Annotated in this window: 17 protein-coding genes; 4 read left to right on the top strand and 13 right to left on the bottom strand. The window is 62.5% G+C overall.

What is annotated here, in order from left to right:
• Positions 1-64 precede the first annotated feature (64 nt).
• Together I2H36_RS18240 and I2H36_RS18235 are read left to right on the top strand one after the other, a co-directional pair.
• Positions 65-1,258 carry a bifunctional 2-C-methyl-D-erythritol 4-phosphate cytidylyltransferase/2-C-methyl-D-erythritol 2,4-cyclodiphosphate synthase gene (locus I2H36_RS18240; RefSeq protein WP_196265328.1) on the top strand — a complete coding sequence of 398 codons (1,194 nt, stop codon included), beginning with the start codon at positions 65-67 and terminating at the stop codon, positions 1,256-1,258.
• On the top strand, positions 1,255-1,743 hold the full coding sequence (locus I2H36_RS18235; RefSeq protein ID WP_196265327.1) for a CinA family protein: 489 nt from the start codon (positions 1,255-1,257) through the stop codon (positions 1,741-1,743). The genes I2H36_RS18240 and I2H36_RS18235 overlap by 4 nt, the downstream gene beginning before the upstream one ends.
• Here the strand turns inward: I2H36_RS18235 and I2H36_RS18230 are convergent, their stop codons facing one another.
• The 3 genes from I2H36_RS18230 to lipA are packed head-to-tail and all read right to left on the bottom strand — an operon-like array spanning position 1,744 to position 3,714.
• Positions 1,744-2,211 (bottom strand): type II toxin-antitoxin system RatA family toxin, encoded by a 468-nt coding sequence (locus I2H36_RS18230; protein ID WP_196265326.1) that lies wholly within the window; start codon positions 2,209-2,211, stop codon positions 1,744-1,746.
• 3 nt (positions 2,212-2,214) lie between these two features.
• Positions 2,215-2,739, bottom strand: coding sequence for a P-loop NTPase family protein (locus I2H36_RS18225; RefSeq protein WP_196265325.1), 525 nt, complete (start codon positions 2,737-2,739; stop codon positions 2,215-2,217).
• Between the two features lie 15 nt (positions 2,740-2,754).
• Positions 2,755-3,714, bottom strand: coding sequence for a lipoyl synthase (gene lipA, locus I2H36_RS18220; RefSeq protein ID WP_196265324.1), 960 nt, complete (start codon positions 3,712-3,714; stop codon positions 2,755-2,757).
• 250 nt (positions 3,715-3,964) lie between these two features.
• Here lipA and I2H36_RS18215 point away from each other — a divergent pair, with 250 nt between their 5' ends.
• Positions 3,965-5,920 carry a PAS domain S-box protein gene (locus I2H36_RS18215; RefSeq protein ID WP_196265323.1) on the top strand — a complete coding sequence of 652 codons (1,956 nt, stop codon included), beginning with the start codon at positions 3,965-3,967 and terminating at the stop codon, positions 5,918-5,920.
• 29 nt (positions 5,921-5,949) lie between these two features.
• Here the strand turns inward: I2H36_RS18215 and I2H36_RS18210 are convergent, their stop codons facing one another.
• From I2H36_RS18210 to eno, 9 genes are all read right to left on the bottom strand, one after another.
• Positions 5,950-6,405: a GFA family protein gene (locus tag I2H36_RS18210; RefSeq protein ID WP_196265322.1), complete on the bottom strand. Its 456-nt coding sequence runs from the start codon at positions 6,403-6,405 to the stop codon at positions 5,950-5,952.
• A gap of 150 nt (positions 6,406-6,555) precedes the next feature.
• Complete coding sequence (gene lpdA, locus I2H36_RS18205; RefSeq protein WP_196265321.1) at positions 6,556-7,992, bottom strand: dihydrolipoyl dehydrogenase; 1,437 nt, start codon at positions 7,990-7,992, stop codon at positions 6,556-6,558.
• A gap of 4 nt (positions 7,993-7,996) precedes the next feature.
• Positions 7,997-8,386, bottom strand: coding sequence for a tautomerase family protein (locus tag I2H36_RS18200; protein ID WP_196265320.1), 390 nt, complete (start codon positions 8,384-8,386; stop codon positions 7,997-7,999).
• A gap of 57 nt (positions 8,387-8,443) precedes the next feature.
• The gene (locus tag I2H36_RS18195; protein WP_196265319.1) at positions 8,444-9,874 is read right to left on the bottom strand and encodes a pyruvate dehydrogenase complex dihydrolipoamide acetyltransferase; all 1,431 of its coding nucleotides are present in this window, start codon (positions 9,872-9,874) and stop codon (positions 8,444-8,446) included.
• Positions 9,875-9,958: 84 nt separating this feature from the next.
• A complete protein-coding gene (locus tag I2H36_RS18190; RefSeq protein WP_036345636.1) occupies positions 9,959-10,255 on the bottom strand; it encodes a DUF5076 domain-containing protein in 297 nt (98 codons plus the stop codon).
• 4 nt (positions 10,256-10,259) lie between these two features.
• Positions 10,260-11,705 carry a pyruvate dehydrogenase complex E1 component subunit beta gene (locus I2H36_RS18185; protein WP_196265318.1) on the bottom strand — a complete coding sequence of 482 codons (1,446 nt, stop codon included), beginning with the start codon at positions 11,703-11,705 and terminating at the stop codon, positions 10,260-10,262.
• Positions 11,706-11,768: 63 nt separating this feature from the next.
• Entirely contained in the window at positions 11,769-12,830 is a 1,062-nt protein-coding gene (gene pdhA, locus I2H36_RS18180) for a pyruvate dehydrogenase (acetyl-transferring) E1 component subunit alpha (RefSeq protein ID WP_210331136.1), read from the bottom strand.
• Between the two features lie 172 nt (positions 12,831-13,002).
• Positions 13,003-13,317 carry an FtsB family cell division protein gene (locus I2H36_RS18175; RefSeq protein WP_036345630.1) on the bottom strand — a complete coding sequence of 105 codons (315 nt, stop codon included), beginning with the start codon at positions 13,315-13,317 and terminating at the stop codon, positions 13,003-13,005.
• A gap of 172 nt (positions 13,318-13,489) precedes the next feature.
• Positions 13,490-14,773, bottom strand: coding sequence for a phosphopyruvate hydratase (gene eno, locus I2H36_RS18170; protein ID WP_196265317.1), 1,284 nt, complete (start codon positions 14,771-14,773; stop codon positions 13,490-13,492).
• 144 nt (positions 14,774-14,917) lie between these two features.
• On the opposite strand from eno, the gene queF reads away from it, so the two are divergent.
• Positions 14,918-15,367: a preQ(1) synthase gene (gene queF / locus I2H36_RS18165; RefSeq protein ID WP_196265316.1), complete on the top strand. Its 450-nt coding sequence runs from the start codon at positions 14,918-14,920 to the stop codon at positions 15,365-15,367.
• Here queF and I2H36_RS18160 read toward each other — a convergent pair.
• Positions 15,352-16,521, bottom strand: coding sequence for an MFS transporter (locus tag I2H36_RS18160; protein WP_196265315.1), 1,170 nt, complete (start codon positions 16,519-16,521; stop codon positions 15,352-15,354). The genes queF and I2H36_RS18160 overlap by 16 nt on opposite strands.
• Positions 16,522-16,605 lie beyond the last annotated feature (84 nt).

Raw genomic sequence — 16,605 nt, 5'->3', positions numbered from 1 at the left:
AGCGGGAGTTTGCCTTCTCCCTCCGTCGCGGTAAGGAGAGCGCCTGTTGCGGAGAGCCTTCCCGATGTCAGTTGCAGCCCTCATCGTTGCCGCAGGGCGCGGATCACGAGCGGGAGACGGATTCCCGAAGCAATATAGGGACCTTGAAGGACAATCGGTTCTGGCTCGGACACTCTTCCGCTTCCTCTCACATCCTGAGGTTGATCGGGTCCTCGTCGTGATCCACCCGGACGACCGGGATCTCTATGAGGCAAGCATCGGGGCCTTAGCACCCCTGCCGCCGACACTTCAGCCATGCGTCTATGGCGGCGAAACGCGCCAGGATTCGGTACGAAATGGCCTGGAGGCTCTGGCTGCATCAACCCCAGACATCGTGCTCGTTCACGATGCCGCTCGCCCCTTTGCAAGCCCGGAACTCATCGATAGAGCGATTCAGGCCGCGCAACGCTGGGACGCAGCGGTTCCCGGGACAGCCGTGACCGATACAATCAAGGTGATCAGCCGCCAGTCGGAGGTGGTCTCGACCCCCGACAGAGCGAGCCTCAGGGCCGTGCAGACACCGCAAGCGTTTCAATTTGTCTTGCTGCTCAACGCTCACCGCAAAGCAGCAGCAGCGGGCCTCCAGGCCTTCACCGACGATGGTGCCCTCGCCGAATGGGCCGGGATGCCGGTTCATGTCTTCGAGGGGGAGAGCGCGAATATCAAGCTTACGCACCCGGCAGACTTTGCTGAGGCCGAGCGGCGATTGGGAGGTTCATTGGTGACTCATATCACTAAGCTTGGCACAGGCTTCGATGTCCATGCTTTCGGGGACGGAGATCATATCTGGCTCGGCGGCATCAGGGTGCCCCACGACCAGGGCGTGATCGCTCATTCGGATGGCGACGTGATCCTGCACGCCCTCACCGACGCCATTCTAGGCGCCCTCGCCGATGGCGACATCGGCACGCATTTCCCTCCGAGCGATCCGCAATGGCGTGGCGCCTCCTCGGACCGGTTTCTGGCCCATGCGGTTGGCTTGGTGCGGGAGCGCGGCGGCATCGTCGACCACCTCGACACCACGCTCCTCTGCGAGAAGCCACGCCTTGGCCCGCACAGGGAGGCCATGAGGCAGCGCATCGCCGAGATCGCCGGGCTCCACGTCGATCAGGTTTCGCTCAAGGCGACCACCACCGAGAAGCTCGGCTTCACGGGTCGCAGCGAAGGCATCGCCGCTCAGGCCGCCGCAACCATCCGCCTGCCGGAGGCGAACCCATGACCCTGGACCTCAGAGGCCGCGCCGCTACCCTTCTCGATGCTTATCGCCAGAAGGGACTGAAGATCGCCACGGCCGAATCTTGCACCGGGGGGCTGGTCGCCGCTCTTCTGACCGAAATCTCCGGTTCCTCGGCGGTGGTGGAGCGCGGCTTCGTCACCTATTCGAACGAGGCGAAGGCTGAGATGATCGGCGTTGCTGCCGATTTGATCGCCGCCTATGGGGCGGTGAGCGAGCCTGTCGCCCGAGCCATGGCCGAGGGAGCGCTCGCTCATTCCCGAGCGGACGTAGCAGTAGGGATTACCGGTGTTGCAGGCCCGACCGGCGGAACGGCGACGAAGCCTGTGGGCCTCGTCCATTTCGGCTTGGCACGCAAAGGGTCCCCGACCCTCCATCTGGAGCGCCGCTATGGCGATCTGGGACGGGAGAATGTGAGACGCCGTGCAGTGGAGGATGCTTTGTCGCTGCTGGAACAGGCCATCGGCTGATCAGGCGCGGGCCTGGGACGGCACCCCATAGATTTCGTCAGCCCGCACCTCGAAGGCCTCGGTGAACTTGCGGAAGGCTTTATCGAAGACGCTGCCCATAAGGAGCCCGAGGGCGAAGCTCTTGAACTCGTAATTGATGTAGAACTCAACCTCGCAGCCTCTGGGTACCTCGCGGAAGGTCCAGCGGTTCTCGAGATACTTGAACGGCCCGTCAACGTACTCGACCGTGATCTTCCGGCGGGGATCGTCCAGGGTCACCCGGGTGGTAAAGCTCTCGCTGATGGCTTTGTAACCCACCGACATGGTGGCCACGAGCGTCTCGATGCCCTCCCCGCTCTGGACGCGGCGCATGACGCGAAGATCCTCGCACAGGGGCAGGAACTCCGGATAGCGTTCCACATCGGCCACAAGGGCGAACATCTGAGCGGGTGTATGCTTCACGGTCCGGGTGGTGCGGAAAGTCGGCATGGCTCAGGCGGCCTCTCTGAAGGTTGCAAGCTCGGCCTCCAGGGCCGGAATGTCGGATCGGGAGCGAAGGATGTAAACGCGCTGGTCGGGGCGCAGGCGCTCCAGCATGCGGGCGGTCTTCGGTCGCATCTTGTCAGGATAGGACCAGATCCAGCGCAGGAAGGACCAATCGAAGCGCTCCGGTCCGGCGGAACCCAAGTCGGGGCGCGTTCTCCCGTAATGTCTGGCCACCCGCCAAAGCACGCGCAGCATGCATTGCCAGCGCGGCAGGTCGAGCCAGACAATAGCGGTGGCGCGGGGCACGCGGATGTCGAAGGTGCTGGCGTAGTTCCCGTCCATGACCCAGGCCGGGCGCGCGGCGAGCAGTTTGACGCGCTCGCGCCAATCCGGCTTGGTCGGTGTAGTCCAACCCGGCCCGAAATACTCCCGATCAAGATGGATCAGCGGCAGGTGGAGGCGCTCGGCAAGCCCGCTCGCCAGGGTGCTCTTGCCCGCGCCCGGGCTGCCGATGACCAGAATGCGCTGCATGCCTCGTCCGGTTCGTTAGCCGAGCTTCGCGAGACGGGCCGCCTTCAGCTTGGCAAAATCCTCACCTGCGTGATGCGAGGAACGCGTCAGCGGGGTCGAGGAGACTAGGAGGAAACCCTTGGCATAGGCCGTGGTTTCATAAGCCTTGAACTCGTCCGGCGTGACGAAGCGGATCACCTGATGGTGCTTCTTGGTCGGCTGAAGATACTGGCCGATGGTCATGAAATCCACGTCTGCCGAGCGCAGGTCGTCCATGAGTTGGAGAACCTCGTTCCGCTCCTCGCCAAGCCCAACCATGATGCCGGACTTGGTGAAGATGGTCGGGTCCAGCTCCTTCACCTGCTGCAGCAGGCGGATGGAGTGGAAGTAGCGGGCGCCGGGGCGGACCTTCAGGTATTTCGACGGGACCGTCTCGAGATTGTGGTTGAACACGTCGGGCTTGGCCGCGACCACAATCTCCAGCGCACCGGGCTTCCTGAGGAAGTCCGGGGTGAGGATCTCGATGGTGGTCTTCGGCGAGCGGGCCCGGATGGCATGGATCACATCGGCGAAGTGCTGCGCGCCCCCGTCAGCAAGATCGTCCCGGTCCACGGAGGTGATGACCACGTGCTGAAGGCCGAGTTTCTCCACGGCCTTGGCCACACTCTCCGGCTCGTTGGGGTCGAGTGCTTGCGGCAGGCCCGTCTTCACGTTGCAGAAGGCACAGGCCCGGGTGCAGGTATCCCCCATGATCATGAAGGTGGCGTGCTTCTTCTCCCAGCACTCGCCGATATTGGGGCAGCCGGCCTCCTCGCAGACCGTCACGAGCTTGTTCTCGCGCACGATCCGGTTGGTCTCGGCCCATTTGGGCGAGCCCGGCGCCTTCACGCGGATCCACTCGGGCTTGCGCTGTTGAACCGGCTGGTCCGGCCGGTGCGCCTTCTCCGGGTGGCGAGGGCGCTGATCCTTGTTCAGAAGGTCGAGAACGACAGCCATGAAGCGAAACCTTTGGGGCGAAGGGATCCCGCCCCTTCCTGACATGCGCCTGATTTAAGGCTTTCGAGGCTCAATCGCAAATGCTCAGATCGCGGGGCAGGCTTTCCTTTCAAGCCTTCTGCCGGCTTCTTTGATCTGCCAGGGCATTAAGGAGAGGATTGCGAGCGGCAACTTCTGAGCTTCTGCCTGAACCGAAGACCCCGATACCCGTTACTAGCCTATTCATTCCAAGGTGTTGGGACATAGACTTATGAATCGGACGTCGGAGCGGAACGGGTTCGTGGCGGTTCCACCCGCTGAACAGATCCTGGATGCTCTGGCCGGTCCGGTAGCCGTCCTCGACCAGTCCGGCACAATCATTGCTGTGAACCAGGCGTGGCGTGATTTCGGCCGGACCAACAGCGGCAAGGACGTTCGGCATGTGGGAACGAGCTATTTCGACATCTGCGATCGCACCATCGGGGTAGAAGCGGCCTGTGCGAAGGCCGCCGCGACAGGCATCCGATCCGTTCTGGCGGGTCAGCCAGCCTTCTCACTCGAATATCCATGCCATTCTCCTGCTCAAAAGCGGTGGTTCCAACTTCGCGCTTCCCGGCTGGACCATGACGGCCACGCCTATGCCATCGTGGCCCACCATGACATCACCGACCGCGTTCTGGTCGAGCAGGAGCGGCAGGCCCTCCTGGCCAAGGCTCATCAGCACCATGAGCAACTCAGGGCGCTGGCGGCAGTATCGACAAGGGTAGCGGCGGTGGATTCCCCGGAAGCCATCTTCGATGAGATCACGGAACAGGCGCGGCTCATCATCGGGGCCCATTGGGCCGCGACTCACACCCTTCCTTATGCCTTATGGCCGAGCGAACCCGTCATTGTCTCTGTTTCGGACAAGTACCGCGACTATCCTCTAGCGACCTTGGCCCAGAACGGTGCCGGCATCTACTCCCATGTCATCCAGCTGGGTTGCCCGCTTCGATTGAGCAAAGAGGAACTCAGCTCCCATCCGGATCTGCAGGACACCCATTTCGTCGAGGCCCACTCTTTGGCGCAGCTAGGCATGCTGGCCGTTCCGGTGACCGGGCCGCAGGGCGGCATGCTCGGCGTGCTCATGCTGCTGGACAAGCAGAATGGTGAATTCACGGCCGCCGATGAAGCGATCCTTATCCAGCTCGCCCAGATCGCATCGGTCTCAATCGAGAATGCCGTTCAGGCGAGAGCCGAGCGGGAAAGCCGTGAGCGGCTTTGGGCGACCCATGAGCATGCCGGCGTCGGCATCGCTGAAACCAATGCAGCCGGTCAATTTCTGACCACCAACAGGGGGCTTTCAGCCATCATCGGCTATTCCCGCAGCGAGCTTCTGAACCTGAGCATCTTCGATATCATTCACCCCGATGATGCGGAGGCCGAGGGGGCACTCTACAAACGGCAGGTTGCAGGCGAGCTGATGACGTATTCACGAGAGAAGCGCTCCATTCGAAAAGATGGTTCGAATGTCTGGCTGAATGTGTCGTCGACGGCTGTCTTCAACGAGCAAGGACGCTTTCAGTACAGCGTGCGGGTCATCCAGGATATCGATGAGAGAAAACGGTTCGAGCAACGCCAGGCCTTGCTGGTCCGGGAACTTCATCACCGGGTGCGCAACACCCTGGCTGTCGTTCAGGCTCTGGCGACCGCGACATCGCGTACGACAACCAGCATCCGGGACTTCAACCGCTCCTTCTCGTCACGGATTGCCGCCCTTGCAAAGACGCAGACCCTCCTGACGGAGGATTACTGGCAGACGGCTCCTTTGCGGGAGATGCTGCAATGTGAGCTTCAACCTTTCTGGGCAAAGAAGAATGAGCGCTTCAGGCTGGAGGGGCCCGACGTGAATCTCTCGGCGGATCTCGCCATCCCCCTGAGCATGGCCATTCACGAGCTGACGGCGAATGCGACGAGATATGGAGCCTTGTCCGTGCGCAAAGGGTGCGTCGCCGTCAATTGGGAGCTTATTGTGGCAGAGGGCCAGAGGGAACTCCACCTCAAGTGGGTGGAACAGAATGGCCCTCCGGTCGAGCCGCCGGAGCACAGCGGGTTCGGGTCACTCCTCCTTGAGCGCATTCTGCCGGCGCAGTGTCATGCAAGAGCAAGTTTGGCTTTCGATCCGTCCGGGCTCCAGTACGAGATTCACATGCCCCTGATCACGCAGCGGACCGTGCCCGAGTATTGACCCTGAAAGGTCGGTTCTCTTTCGCCCGTTCAGCCCGTACTCCGCGCATATTCCTCGACGAGCTGGGCATAGCGCTCCATCGGCGGCAGTTTCTCGAAGCTGTGAGCCGCCGGCGTCCTGGCCCAAGGCAGCGCCTCGCTGGTGTAGGTTTCGATAAAGGGCGCGTAGCCCTTTGCATCATCGAACATCGTCGCGCGAACATTGACGAACTCGTCAAGGCCCTCCGGTCGCGTGAACAGCCAGCTCATGCAATGCGGGCAGAAGAAGTGCCGGGTCGCGCCGTGAAGGCCGCCGATCACCGGCTCGCCCTGAATCACCTCAAAACTGTCGCTGGAGTAGAGAGCGCTCAAGGAAAAGGCGCTGGCCGTCATGCGTTGGCAGCCGGTGCAGTGGCAGGCCATAGTGATGATGGGGCGACCATGGGCGCGGAACCTCACTTGCCCACACCGGCACCCGCCTTCCCGCACACTGTCCTTATCCGCCATGGCTCCCCTCCCTGTGCTAGAGAGCGAAGCCTGCCGCTTAGCCGGCAGCCCTGTCAATGGAATGCGATGAGGTTCGCTCAAACGATCATGGCCGGGACAAGCCCGGCCATGATGGTACCTCTAACCAGCGTGATCTGAGCCGCGACCAGATCAGATGTGGATCACGCGTCCGTACGCATCCAGGACGCTCTCGTGCATGGTTTCCGAGAGGGTCGGGTGCGGGAAGACAGCGTGGATCAGCTCCTCTTCCGTGGTCTCCAGGTTCATGGCGATCACATAGCCCTGGATCAGCTCAGTCACCTCGGCGCCGACCATGTGGGCGCCGAGCAGCTGGCCGGTCTTCTTGTCGAAGATCGTCTTGACGAGGCCGTCAGGCTCGCCAAGCGCAATCGCCTTGCCGTTGCCGATGAAGGGGAAGCGCCCGACCCTGATGTCGAAGCCTTGCTCCTTGGCCTTGGCCTCGGTGAGACCGACTGAGGCCACCTGCGGGTTGCAGTAGGTACATCCCGGGATCTTCGCCTTGTCCATGGCATGGGTGTGCATGCCCTTGATGGTCTCGACGCAGATCACGCCCTCGTGCTCGGCCTTGTGCGCCAGCATGGGGGGACCGGCCACGTCGCCGATGGCGTAGATGCCGGGCACGTTGGTGCGGCCCAATCCGTCCGTCACCACGACGCCGCGTTCGATCTTCACGCCGACCTTCTCGAGGCCGAGATTCTCGATATTGCCGACGACGCCGACGGCGGAAATCATCCGCTCGGCGGTGATCGTCTGCGTGGTCTTTCCGTCGTCGATGGTGGCCGTGATGGAGTTTGCGCTCTTTTCCACCTTCGTGACCTTCGCGCCGGTGAGGATCTTCATCCCCTGCTTCTCGAAGCGCTTGCGGGCGAGGCCTGCAATCTCCGCATCCTCGACGGGCAGGATCTGCGGCATCACCTCGATCACCGTCACTTCCACGCCCATGGTGCGGTAGAAGGAGGCGAACTCGATGCCGATGGCGCCCGAGCCCATGACGATCAGCGACTTCGGCATGGCGGGCGGCACCATAGCCTCGAAATAGGTCCAGATCAGCTTGCCGTCCGGCTCGATGCCGGGCAATGCGCGGGGGCGCGCACCGGTGGCGACGATGATGTGCTTGGCCGCATAGGTGCCGGGCTCCAGCACGCCCTTCGGCACCGGGTTCTGCGGCTGCATGGCGGGCTTCTTCGGCGCCGTCACCACGACCTCGCCGGGCTTCGAGATCGACGCCTCACCCCAGATCACATCGACCTTGTTCTTCTTGAGCAGCATGCCCACGCCGCCGTTGAGCCGGCCCGACACGCCGCGCGAACGCTGCACGATGGCCGCTGCGTCAAAGCCGATGCCCTGCGCGGACAGGCCGTAATCCTTGGCATGTTCCATGTAGTGATAGATTTCGGCCGAGCGCAGCAACGCCTTGGTCGGGATGCAGCCCCAGTTGAGGCAGATGCCGCCCAGATGCTCGCGCTCCACGACCGCGGTCTTGAACCCGAGTTGCGCCGCGCGGATCGCCGCCACATAGCCCCCAGGGCCGCCGCCGATGACGATGATGTCGTATTGGTTTGCCATGGTGTCAGTTCCCTTGCGCGTACTGCGCGATGCCGTGACCGAAGGACCAGTTTTCCTTTTCGACTTCGATCAGGTTGATAAACACATCCTCGGGACGAAGGCCGGGCTCCGTCTCCAGCTTCTCGACGATCCTCTTGAAGAGAGTCTTCTTCTGCTCGACGGTCCGTGTATTGCTGACCGTGATCTGGATGATGACGAGATCGTCGCTTCGCTGAATGTCGAGATAATTTGCACCATAGAAGAAGTTGCCTTCTTCGTGCTCGCTGATGGTGACGAAAAGGTCGCCCTCAGGAACGTTGAAGGCCTCACGCAACGCGAGATAGACCCCGTTGGCTAGCGCCTTGCGATAGGCGGCGGGCTTGCCCTTCTGAAGCGAGATGCGGATGAGCGGCATGAAGCCTCCCTATCGGCCAAAAGTGAATGGCCGGGACTAGCCCGGCCATGACGTCGATTAAACCAGCATCCCCATCGGGCTCTCGATGAGCTGCTTGAAGGCGGCCAGCAGTTCCGCACCGAGTGCGCCGTCGACCACGCGGTGGTCGCAGGAGAGCGTCACGGTCATGGCCTGCACGACGGCGGGAGCGCCGTTTTTCACCACGACCCGGTTTTCGCCGGCGCCGACCGCCAGGATCGTACCCTGCGGCGGGTTTATCACGGCTTGGAAGTTTTTGATGCCGAACATGCCAAGATTTGAGACCGCCGTGGAACCGCCCTGGTATTCTTCCGGCTTCAGGCGGCGGTTGCGGGCGCGGCCCGCCATGTCTTTCACCTCGGCCGAGATAGCGGTGAGCGTCTTGGTCTCAGCCTTGCGGACCACCGGCGTGAACAGGCCGCCCTCAATGGCAACCGCCACGCCCACATCCGAATGCTTCATCTTCAGGATGCGGTCCTCGGCCCAGACCGCATTGGCGGCGGGCACGCGCTGGAGTGCGATGGCCAGCGCCTTGATGACGAAGTCGTTGACCGAGAGCTTGTAGGTGGGCTTGCCGTCCTTGTCCTTAGCCGCAGCCGCGTTGATCTGCTCGCGCAGGGCCATGAGGGCATCGAGTTCGCAATCCAGCGACAGGTAGAAATGCGGCACCGTCTGCTTCGACTCGACAAGCCGCTTGGCGATGGTCTTGCGCATGCCGTCGAGCGGCACTTCCTCGTAGGTGCCGGCCTCGAACATGGCCTTGACCTGTTCGGCGCCCATGCTCTGAGCCAGTTGTGGTGCTGCCGGTTTGGCCGCCGTCGCCGGGGCCGCCGCAGCGGCAGGAGTCGGAGCAGGCTTCGCGCCGCCACCCTGGAGCGCTGCGCGCACATCCTTCTCGACCACGCGGCCATGAGGGCCCGAGCCTTGAATCGACGCGATGTCGACACCAGCCTCGCGGGCAATACGCTTGGCGAGCGGCGAGGCGAAGACGCGGCCGCCGGATGCCTGCGGCTGCCCTGCCCCATCGGGCTTGGCGGCTGTCGCAGGCCCCTGAGGCGCTTGATCGACGCGGGCGTAAGACATGTGGGCGTTGGGGTCGCCCTGAACGGTGTTGGCCTGCGGCGGGGGCGCGGCTGCCGGCGCAGCGGGAGCCGGAGCGGCTTCCGCCTTCGGTGCTGGCGCCGGAGCGCCACCGGATGCCGGAGCTGTGACGCTCTTCGGATCCTCACCCTCGGCGGCAATCAGCGCGATGAGCTGGTTGACGGGGACGTCGGCCGTACCTTCAGGCACCACGATCTTGGCGAGGATGCCTTCGTCCACCGCCTCCACTTCCATGGTGGCCTTGTCGGTTTCGATCTCGGCGATCACATCGCCGGACTTCACCGTGTCGCCTTCCTTCTTCAACCACTTGGCAAGGTTGCCCTTTTCCATGGTGGGAGACAGGGCGGGCATCAGGATATTGATGGGCATGGCGTTGATAGATCCTGACTTGAAGTTAAATCTTAGGTCGCATTCTCTGATCGGAAAACCGGCATCCACTTTTCCGGAGAGTGGTCAGTTAATCGCCTGCGTCGAGCCGGGATCGCTCGGATCATCCAGCTCGGCCTGAATGCCGGCGGCGATCTCGGCCAGAGCCTCCTCTTCGGAGAACTCCGTTTCCATGGCGTAGACGCGCGCGGCGTGACGGGCGAGATCCACCAGGAGCACGCCCCAGGTGAACGGATCGTCGAAGGCGCGGCGGAGCGCGATGCTCACCTCGCCATCGACCACCGAAGCCCTCAGGATCTCGACGCCGCCCTTTTCGAGGACGTCAGGCGGAACGTTGAGAGCTTCGAACTTCCGTTCTGTCATGAGGTCACCTGTAGCAAACGGCCTTCGCCGCCTGCACGACTTCGGCCACGTTCGGCAGCGCGAGCTTCTCGAGGTTGGCCGCATACGGCATCGGAACGTCCTTGCCGGTGACGCGGATCACGGGTGCGTCGAGATAATCGAACGCGTTCTCCATGATGCGCGCGACGATCTCGGCGCCCACGCCCGATTGCGGGAAACCTTCTTCCACCGTGATGCAGCGGCCGGTCTTCATGACCGAAGCGACGATGGTGTCGGTATCCATCGGGCGGATGGTGCGAAGATCGATGACCTCGGCGTCGATGCCTTCCTTCTCCAGCTCCTGGGCGGCCTTGAGGGCGTATGTCATGCCGATGGAGAAGGACACGATGGTCACGTCCTTGCCCTCGCGATGGATGCGCGCCTTGCCGATCGGCACCGTGAAATCGTCGAGCTTCGGCACCGGGAAGGACTGCCCGTAGAGGATCTCGTTCTCCAGGAAGACGATCGGGTTCGGATCGCGGATGGCGCTCTTGAGGAGCCCCTTCGCGTCAGAAGCCGTATAGGGAGCGACAACCTTGAGACCGGGAACGTTCGAGTACCAGGCAGCATAGTCGTGGCTGTGCTGCGCACCGACACGGGCTGCCGCGCCGTTGGGGCCGCGGAACACGATCGGCGCACCGAGCTGGCCGCCGGACATGTAGAGGGTCTTGGCCGCTGAGTTAATGATCTGGTCAATCGCCTGCATGGCGAAGTTGAAGGTCATGAACTCGACGACGGGGCGCAGCCCCGTGAAGGCCGCGCCGACGCCGACGCCCGCAAAACCGTGCTCGGTGATGGGCGTGTCGATGACGCGCTTGGCGCCAAATTCCTGCAGCAGGCCCTGAGTAACCTTGTAGGCGCCCTGGTATTCGGCCACCTCTTCGCCCATGACGAAGACGGATCCGTCCTTGCGCATTTCCTCGGCCATGGCGTCGCGAAGGGCTTCGCGGACGGTCATGTTGACGAGTTCAGTGCCTTCGGGGATCTCCGCCATGGCGTTATAGCTGGTGCGGTTCGTGATCACCGAGGGAGCCGCCGGGGTCGAGACATCAGCCTGTTGCGGGCGCTCTGCCGGAGCCGGACGATCAGCCAATCCCTCAGCCTGGATGTCAGGCGTCGGTGCGGGCTGAGCTTCAGGCGCGGAGGCGGCCGGGGCCTTCGCGGAAGAGGCGGCAGCCGACACGTCCTCACCCTCGCCCGCGAGGATCGCGATGGGGGTGTTCACGGCCACATTGTCGGTGCCGTCGGACACGAGGATCTTGGCCAGGACGCCCTCATCGATCGCCTCGACCTCCATGGTCGCCTTGTCGGTCTCGATCTCGGCCAGCACGTCGCCGGGCTTGACCTGATCGCCCTCTTTTTTCAGCCACTTGGCCAGTTTGCCCTGCTCCATGGTCGGCGAGAGGGCAGGCATGAGAATATCGATCGCCATTAAAAGACCTGTTTTGATTGTCGCAGCGGCGAGATTCAGGGAGAAGCGGCGCGGGTGCGCCGCTTAGAGGAGGATGTCGGTGTAAAGCTCGGACGGATCGGGCTCCGGATCGTGCGTGGCGAACTCCGCCGCCTCGTTGACGATCTCGCGCACCCGGCTGTCGATGGCCTTCAACTCGTCCTCGGACAGCTTCCAGCCTTCCAGAAGGCGGCGGCGCACCTGCTCGATCGGGTCGTGCTCCTCGCGCATGCGGGTCACTTCGTCCTTCGTGCGGTATTTCGCCGGGTCGGACATGGAGTGGCCGCGATAGCGATAGGTCTGCATCTCGAGGATGTACGGCCCCTTACCCGAGCGAGCATGCTCGATGGCGCGCTGGCCGGCGGCGTAGACCGCGCGGATGTCCATACCGTCCACCTGCTCACCGGGAATGCCGAAGGACACGCCGCGCTTCGAGAAATCGGTCTGAGCCGAGGCACGAGACACCGCCGTGCCCATGGCGTAGCGGTTGTTCTCGATCACATAAACCACAGGCAGCTTCCAGAGCTGCGCCATGTTGAAGCTCTCGTAGACCTGGCCCTGGTTGGCGGCACCGTCACCGAAATAGGTGAGGCAGACATTGCCGTTCTCACGGTAGTGATTGGCAAATGCGATGCCGGTGCCCAGCGACACCTGTGCGCCGACGATGCCATGGCCGCCATAGAAATGTTTCTCCTTGGAGAACATATGCATGGAGCCGCCCTTGCCTTTCGACAGGCCGCCGCGACGTCCGGTCAACTCGGCCATGACGCCCTTCGCGTCCATGCCGCAGGCGAGCATGTGACCGTGATCACGATAGCCGGTGATCACTTGGTCGCCCTCTTTCGTCGCCATCTGCATGCCGACCACGACGGCTTCCTGGCCGATATAGAGATGGCAGAAACCGCCGATAAGGCCCATGCCGTACATCTGGCCGGACTTCTCCTCGAAGCGCCGGATCAGAAGCATCTCGTTGTAGGCAGACAGGTCCTGATTCTTATCGAATTGTGGGGAATTAGGAGCAGCTCCGCGAATGGAGCCTTTAGTGGAAGTGGTCTTGTTAGCCGCGCCAGTACCAGCACGACCCGCCTTGCGGGCAGCAACAGCCATCGGGTCCTCCGAAGGGTTTCCTCGACGAAAGTTGTAGCGCAGACGAGCCGGGAAATCGAGTGGGCTAAAAGCCGTTTTGCGCTGCACAATGAAATGCGCAAGCTCTTATAAATACAGAGTAAATTGAAGTTAACTTGAATTGAGTTAAGCAGAACTTTTGGGCTATGCTTAATCAGGGGCCTGTGATGATGACAAGGTCGTTCTTATGCACACGTCCTAACATTACGCGCGCTCTTTCCTCGAGCAGATCCCTGTCGATCTGATCGCTTCGCAACAAGGCGATGCGGCGCTCCCAGTCGGAGCGCTGAGTCTTCAAACCCGTAAGCTCACTAGAAAGTTCGGCCACCTGAGCTTCATATTTTTGCCGAGCCTCGATACCGCGTGCACCGCTATGGGCATGGTGCACGAAGTAGCCAGCCACTGCCGCCGAAATGCTATAAAGCACCAGCGGGATCAGAAATCGTCGTGCGCGTCTGCGGATTACCATGGGGATGAGTCTTACATTCACATGGTTAAGGAGGTGTTAGGGACGCACCTTGCCTGTCATCACCAGCCTTGTGCCGGTGATCTCGATTGCACAGCGCCTTTCTGAATCGAGATGGCCGGGACGAGCCCGGCCATGACGAGAAATGATGAACGTAAAAACTCGGCCTATATGATCAGGCCAGCGCCTTCAACGCGGCACGTCCTGCGTAGTGCGCCTGCGAGCCTAGCTCCTCCTCGATGCGAATGAGCTGGTTGTACTTCGCCAGTCTGTCTGAGCGGGCAAGCGAGCCGGTCTTGATCTGCCCGCAATTCGTCGCCACCGCGAGATCCGCGATGGTGGAATCCTCCGTCTCGCCCGAGCGGTGAGACATGACGGCGGTGTAGCCAGCCCGATGGGCCATGTCGACAGCGGCCAGGGTCTCGGTAAGAGAGCCGATCTGGTTGACCTTCACGAGCAGCGAGTTGGCGACGCCCTGCTTGATGCCCTGCGACAGGCGGTTCACGTTGGTGACGAAAAGATCGTCTCCCACGAGCTGGCACTTGGAGCCAACCAAGTCGGTCACGGCCTTCCAGCCCTCCCAATCGTCCTCGGACATGCCGTCCTCGATGGTGGCGATGGGATAGGCGGAGACGAGCTTCGCGAGGTACTCGGCCTGCTGCTGCGGGCTGAGTGTCTGGCCGGTGCCCTCATAATGGTAAGCGCCGTTCTTGAAGAACTCGGTGGCCGCGCAATCGAGGCCGATCACCATGTCCTTGCCCGGCTCGTAGCCGGCCTGCTCGATGGACTTCATGATGAAGTCGAGGGCCGCTTCGGCGGAAGGCAGGTTCGGAGCGAAACCACCCTCGTCGCCCACATTTGTGTTGTGGCCGGCATCCTTCAGGGCCTTCTTGAGGGTGTGGAACACCTCGGCGCCCATACGGACGGCCTCGGCGAGCGTCGGCGCGCCAACCGGAAGGATCATGAATTCCTGGAAGTCGATGGGATTGTCCGCATGCGCGCCGCCATTGATGATGTTCATCATCGGCACCGGCAGAACGCGGGCCTGCGTGCCGCCGACGTAGCGGTAGAGAGGCAAAGTGGAAGCTTCCGCCGCGGCCTTGGCGACCGCCAGCGAGACGCCCAGGATGGCGTTGGCGCCGAGGCGTGCCTTGTTCAGGGTGCCGTCGAGCTCGATCATCGTCTCGTCGATGGCGACCTGCTCTTCCGCATCCATGCCGCCGATGGCATCCAGGATTTCGTTGTTCACCGCGTCGACGGCCTTGAGCACGCCCTTGCCGAGATAGACCTTCTTGTCGCCGTCTCGCAGCTCGACCGCCTCATGGGCGCCGGTGGAGGCACCGGAGGGCACGGCGGCGCGGCCCATGGAGCCGTCTTCGAGGGTGACATCCACCTCGACGGTGGGGTTGCCTCGGCTGTCGAGAATCTGGCGGGCGAAGACGTCGATGATCGCTGTCATAAGGCAGGCTCCTGCTGGCTGAAGTGCGGCCGGGGCAGCCCGGAAGCGGGTGCGGCCTCAAGTCATGGATTGGCTTATTGACCGAAATACCCAGGTGAGCAAGGACGGCAAGAGCTTCCTTTTCTCGATCCAAGGCGAAATCATATGACGGAACCCACTCTCCAGCTCGGTCAGGCAAGCGCCCTCCCCGATTCTCCGGAAGCCGCGCAGCTCGACCGGGTGCCGAACCCGCATCCCGATACCGACTACCTGGCCCGTTTCACCGTGCCGGAATTCACCTCGCTCTGCCCGGTAACGGGACAGCCGGACTTCGCGATCCTGGTGATCGACTACGCGCCCGGGCCCTGGCTCGTCGAATCGAAGTCGCTGAAGCTCTACATGCACAGCTTCCGCAACCATGGCGCCTTCCATGAGGATTGCACGGTGGCCATCGGAAAGCGCCTCGCCGACCTTTTGGAGCCCCGTTATCTGCGCATCGGCGGTTATTGGTATCCCCGTGGCGGCATCCCGATCGACGTTTTCTGGCAGACAGGCGATCTGCCGAAGAACCTCTGGCTGCCCGACCAGGGCGTCGCCCCCTACCGGGCGCGTTGAACGGCTGGTCGAGTCAGGACATAAGAGGCGGTAAGGCCGACACCCAGGATGATCAGGGCGGCAACGGATGTTGCCCCGGTCAGTCCGATATTGCGCAACCCAAAGCCCATCAGCACGACGCCCAGGGCCTGCCCGCAGAAGAACGAGAAGGCGTGGAGTGCGACAGCAGAAGCACGGGCGCCCGGCGCCACCTCGGTCACCTGGGCCTGGAAGGTATTGTGGAGCATGTAGAAGCCTAGCCCCAGGAAGAGCATGGCGGCGGCATCGAGTTTCCAATCGCCGCCCAGCCCGAGCATGACGAGCGCAGCGCCAGCGGAGAAGCCGCCGCCTACGAGAATGCGGCTGATGCCGAGCCGCTTCAGCATCCAGCCGATGAGTGTAGAGAAGACAAGCCCGCCGATGGCGAAACCGCCAAGGGCGAAGCCGGCCTCAGTGGCGCCACCGCCGCCCCTCTCCTCGAGCAAGGGCGCCACATAGGGGAAGATGCCGAAAATGGCGATGGCCTCAACGAAGACGAGGCTGAAGAGAGTCAGCGCGCGGGAGTTGGACAGGATTTCCCGGTAGCGCAGGAGCGCGCTTCGCAAATCGAACTGACCTCCTGCCACGGCTCCCCTGAATCCGATGACGGTCGCGGCGAGAGCCAGGGCGATCATGAAGGTCGAGAGAGTGAAAACACCCCGCCATCCAACCCATTCCGCCAGCAGCCCGGCAAAGGAGGACCCAGCGAGCTGGCCCATAATGACCGCGACCATATACCGGCTCAAAGCGACCTGACGTTGAGCGATTTCAACCCTGTCGCCGATCAGGGCGATGGAGAGTGGAATGGATCCGCCGGCAGCGGCACCGGCAATGATGCGAAGCGTGAAGAGTGTCGAAGGATCAGGCGCGAAGATGGAGCAGGCCAGGGCCAGGAAGAGCACCGCCAGAGCCACCTTCATCACACGCTCTTTGCCGAGTGCGTCGCCCACCGGCCCCAGGATGGGTTGAATAAAGGCATAGGGCAGCGCGAAAGCGGCTGAGAGGAGGGCAATAGTCTGCGGCGTGGAGCTCAGATCCCGGGCAATGATGCCCACCATCGGCTCGATGGCACGGCCGGAGAAAGTGCTGGCGAAGCCGCTGGCGGCAAGAATCAGGATCAGATTGCGGGACGACATGGACACCTGACGGATGAACCGTGGAGAGAGCTTTTGCTTCCTATCACGATCATACCGTTACGCGAGCGGCGGGAATGCACACCT

The sequence above is a fragment of the Microvirga terrestris genome (assembly GCF_015694425.1).
Taxonomy (GTDB): Bacteria; Pseudomonadota; Alphaproteobacteria; order Rhizobiales; family Beijerinckiaceae; genus Microvirga; species Microvirga terrestris.
Note: the sequence above shows the minus strand (reverse complement) of the source record. Positions and strands in the feature narration are given on the sequence as shown.

Coding starts and splice junctions, on each gene's coding strand:
- I2H36_RS18225 (WP_196265325.1), bottom strand. CDS start 2,739: ATGCAGCGCATTCTGGTCATCGGCAGCCCGGGCGCGGGCAAGAGCACC.
- I2H36_RS18175 (WP_036345630.1), bottom strand. CDS start 13,317: ATGGTAATCCGCAGACGCGCACGACGATTTCTGATCCCGCTGGTGCTT.
- I2H36_RS18230 (WP_196265326.1), bottom strand. CDS start 2,211: ATGCCGACTTTCCGCACCACCCGGACCGTGAAGCATACACCCGCTCAG.
- I2H36_RS18190 (WP_036345636.1), bottom strand. CDS start 10,255: ATGACAGAACGGAAGTTCGAAGCTCTCAACGTTCCGCCTGACGTCCTC.
- I2H36_RS18195 (WP_196265319.1), bottom strand. CDS start 9,874: ATGCCCATCAATATCCTGATGCCCGCCCTGTCTCCCACCATGGAAAAG.
- I2H36_RS18185 (WP_196265318.1), bottom strand. CDS start 11,705: ATGGCGATCGATATTCTCATGCCTGCCCTCTCGCCGACCATGGAGCAG.
- I2H36_RS18200 (WP_196265320.1), bottom strand. CDS start 8,386: ATGCCGCTCATCCGCATCTCGCTTCAGAAGGGCAAGCCCGCCGCCTAT.
- I2H36_RS18235 (WP_196265327.1), top strand. CDS start 1,255: ATGACCCTGGACCTCAGAGGCCGCGCCGCTACCCTTCTCGATGCTTAT.
- pdhA (WP_210331136.1), bottom strand. CDS start 12,830: ATGGCTGTTGCTGCCCGCAAGGCGGGTCGTGCTGGTACTGGCGCGGCT.
- eno (WP_196265317.1), bottom strand. CDS start 14,773: ATGACAGCGATCATCGACGTCTTCGCCCGCCAGATTCTCGACAGCCGA.
- lpdA (WP_196265321.1), bottom strand. CDS start 7,992: ATGGCAAACCAATACGACATCATCGTCATCGGCGGCGGCCCTGGGGGC.
- queF (WP_196265316.1), top strand. CDS start 14,918: ATGACGGAACCCACTCTCCAGCTCGGTCAGGCAAGCGCCCTCCCCGAT.
- I2H36_RS18240 (WP_196265328.1), top strand. CDS start 65: ATGTCAGTTGCAGCCCTCATCGTTGCCGCAGGGCGCGGATCACGAGCG.
- I2H36_RS18210 (WP_196265322.1), bottom strand. CDS start 6,405: ATGGCGGATAAGGACAGTGTGCGGGAAGGCGGGTGCCGGTGTGGGCAA.
- lipA (WP_196265324.1), bottom strand. CDS start 3,714: ATGGCTGTCGTTCTCGACCTTCTGAACAAGGATCAGCGCCCTCGCCAC.
- I2H36_RS18160 (WP_196265315.1), bottom strand. CDS start 16,521: ATGTCGTCCCGCAATCTGATCCTGATTCTTGCCGCCAGCGGCTTCGCC.
- I2H36_RS18215 (WP_196265323.1), top strand. CDS start 3,965: ATGAATCGGACGTCGGAGCGGAACGGGTTCGTGGCGGTTCCACCCGCT.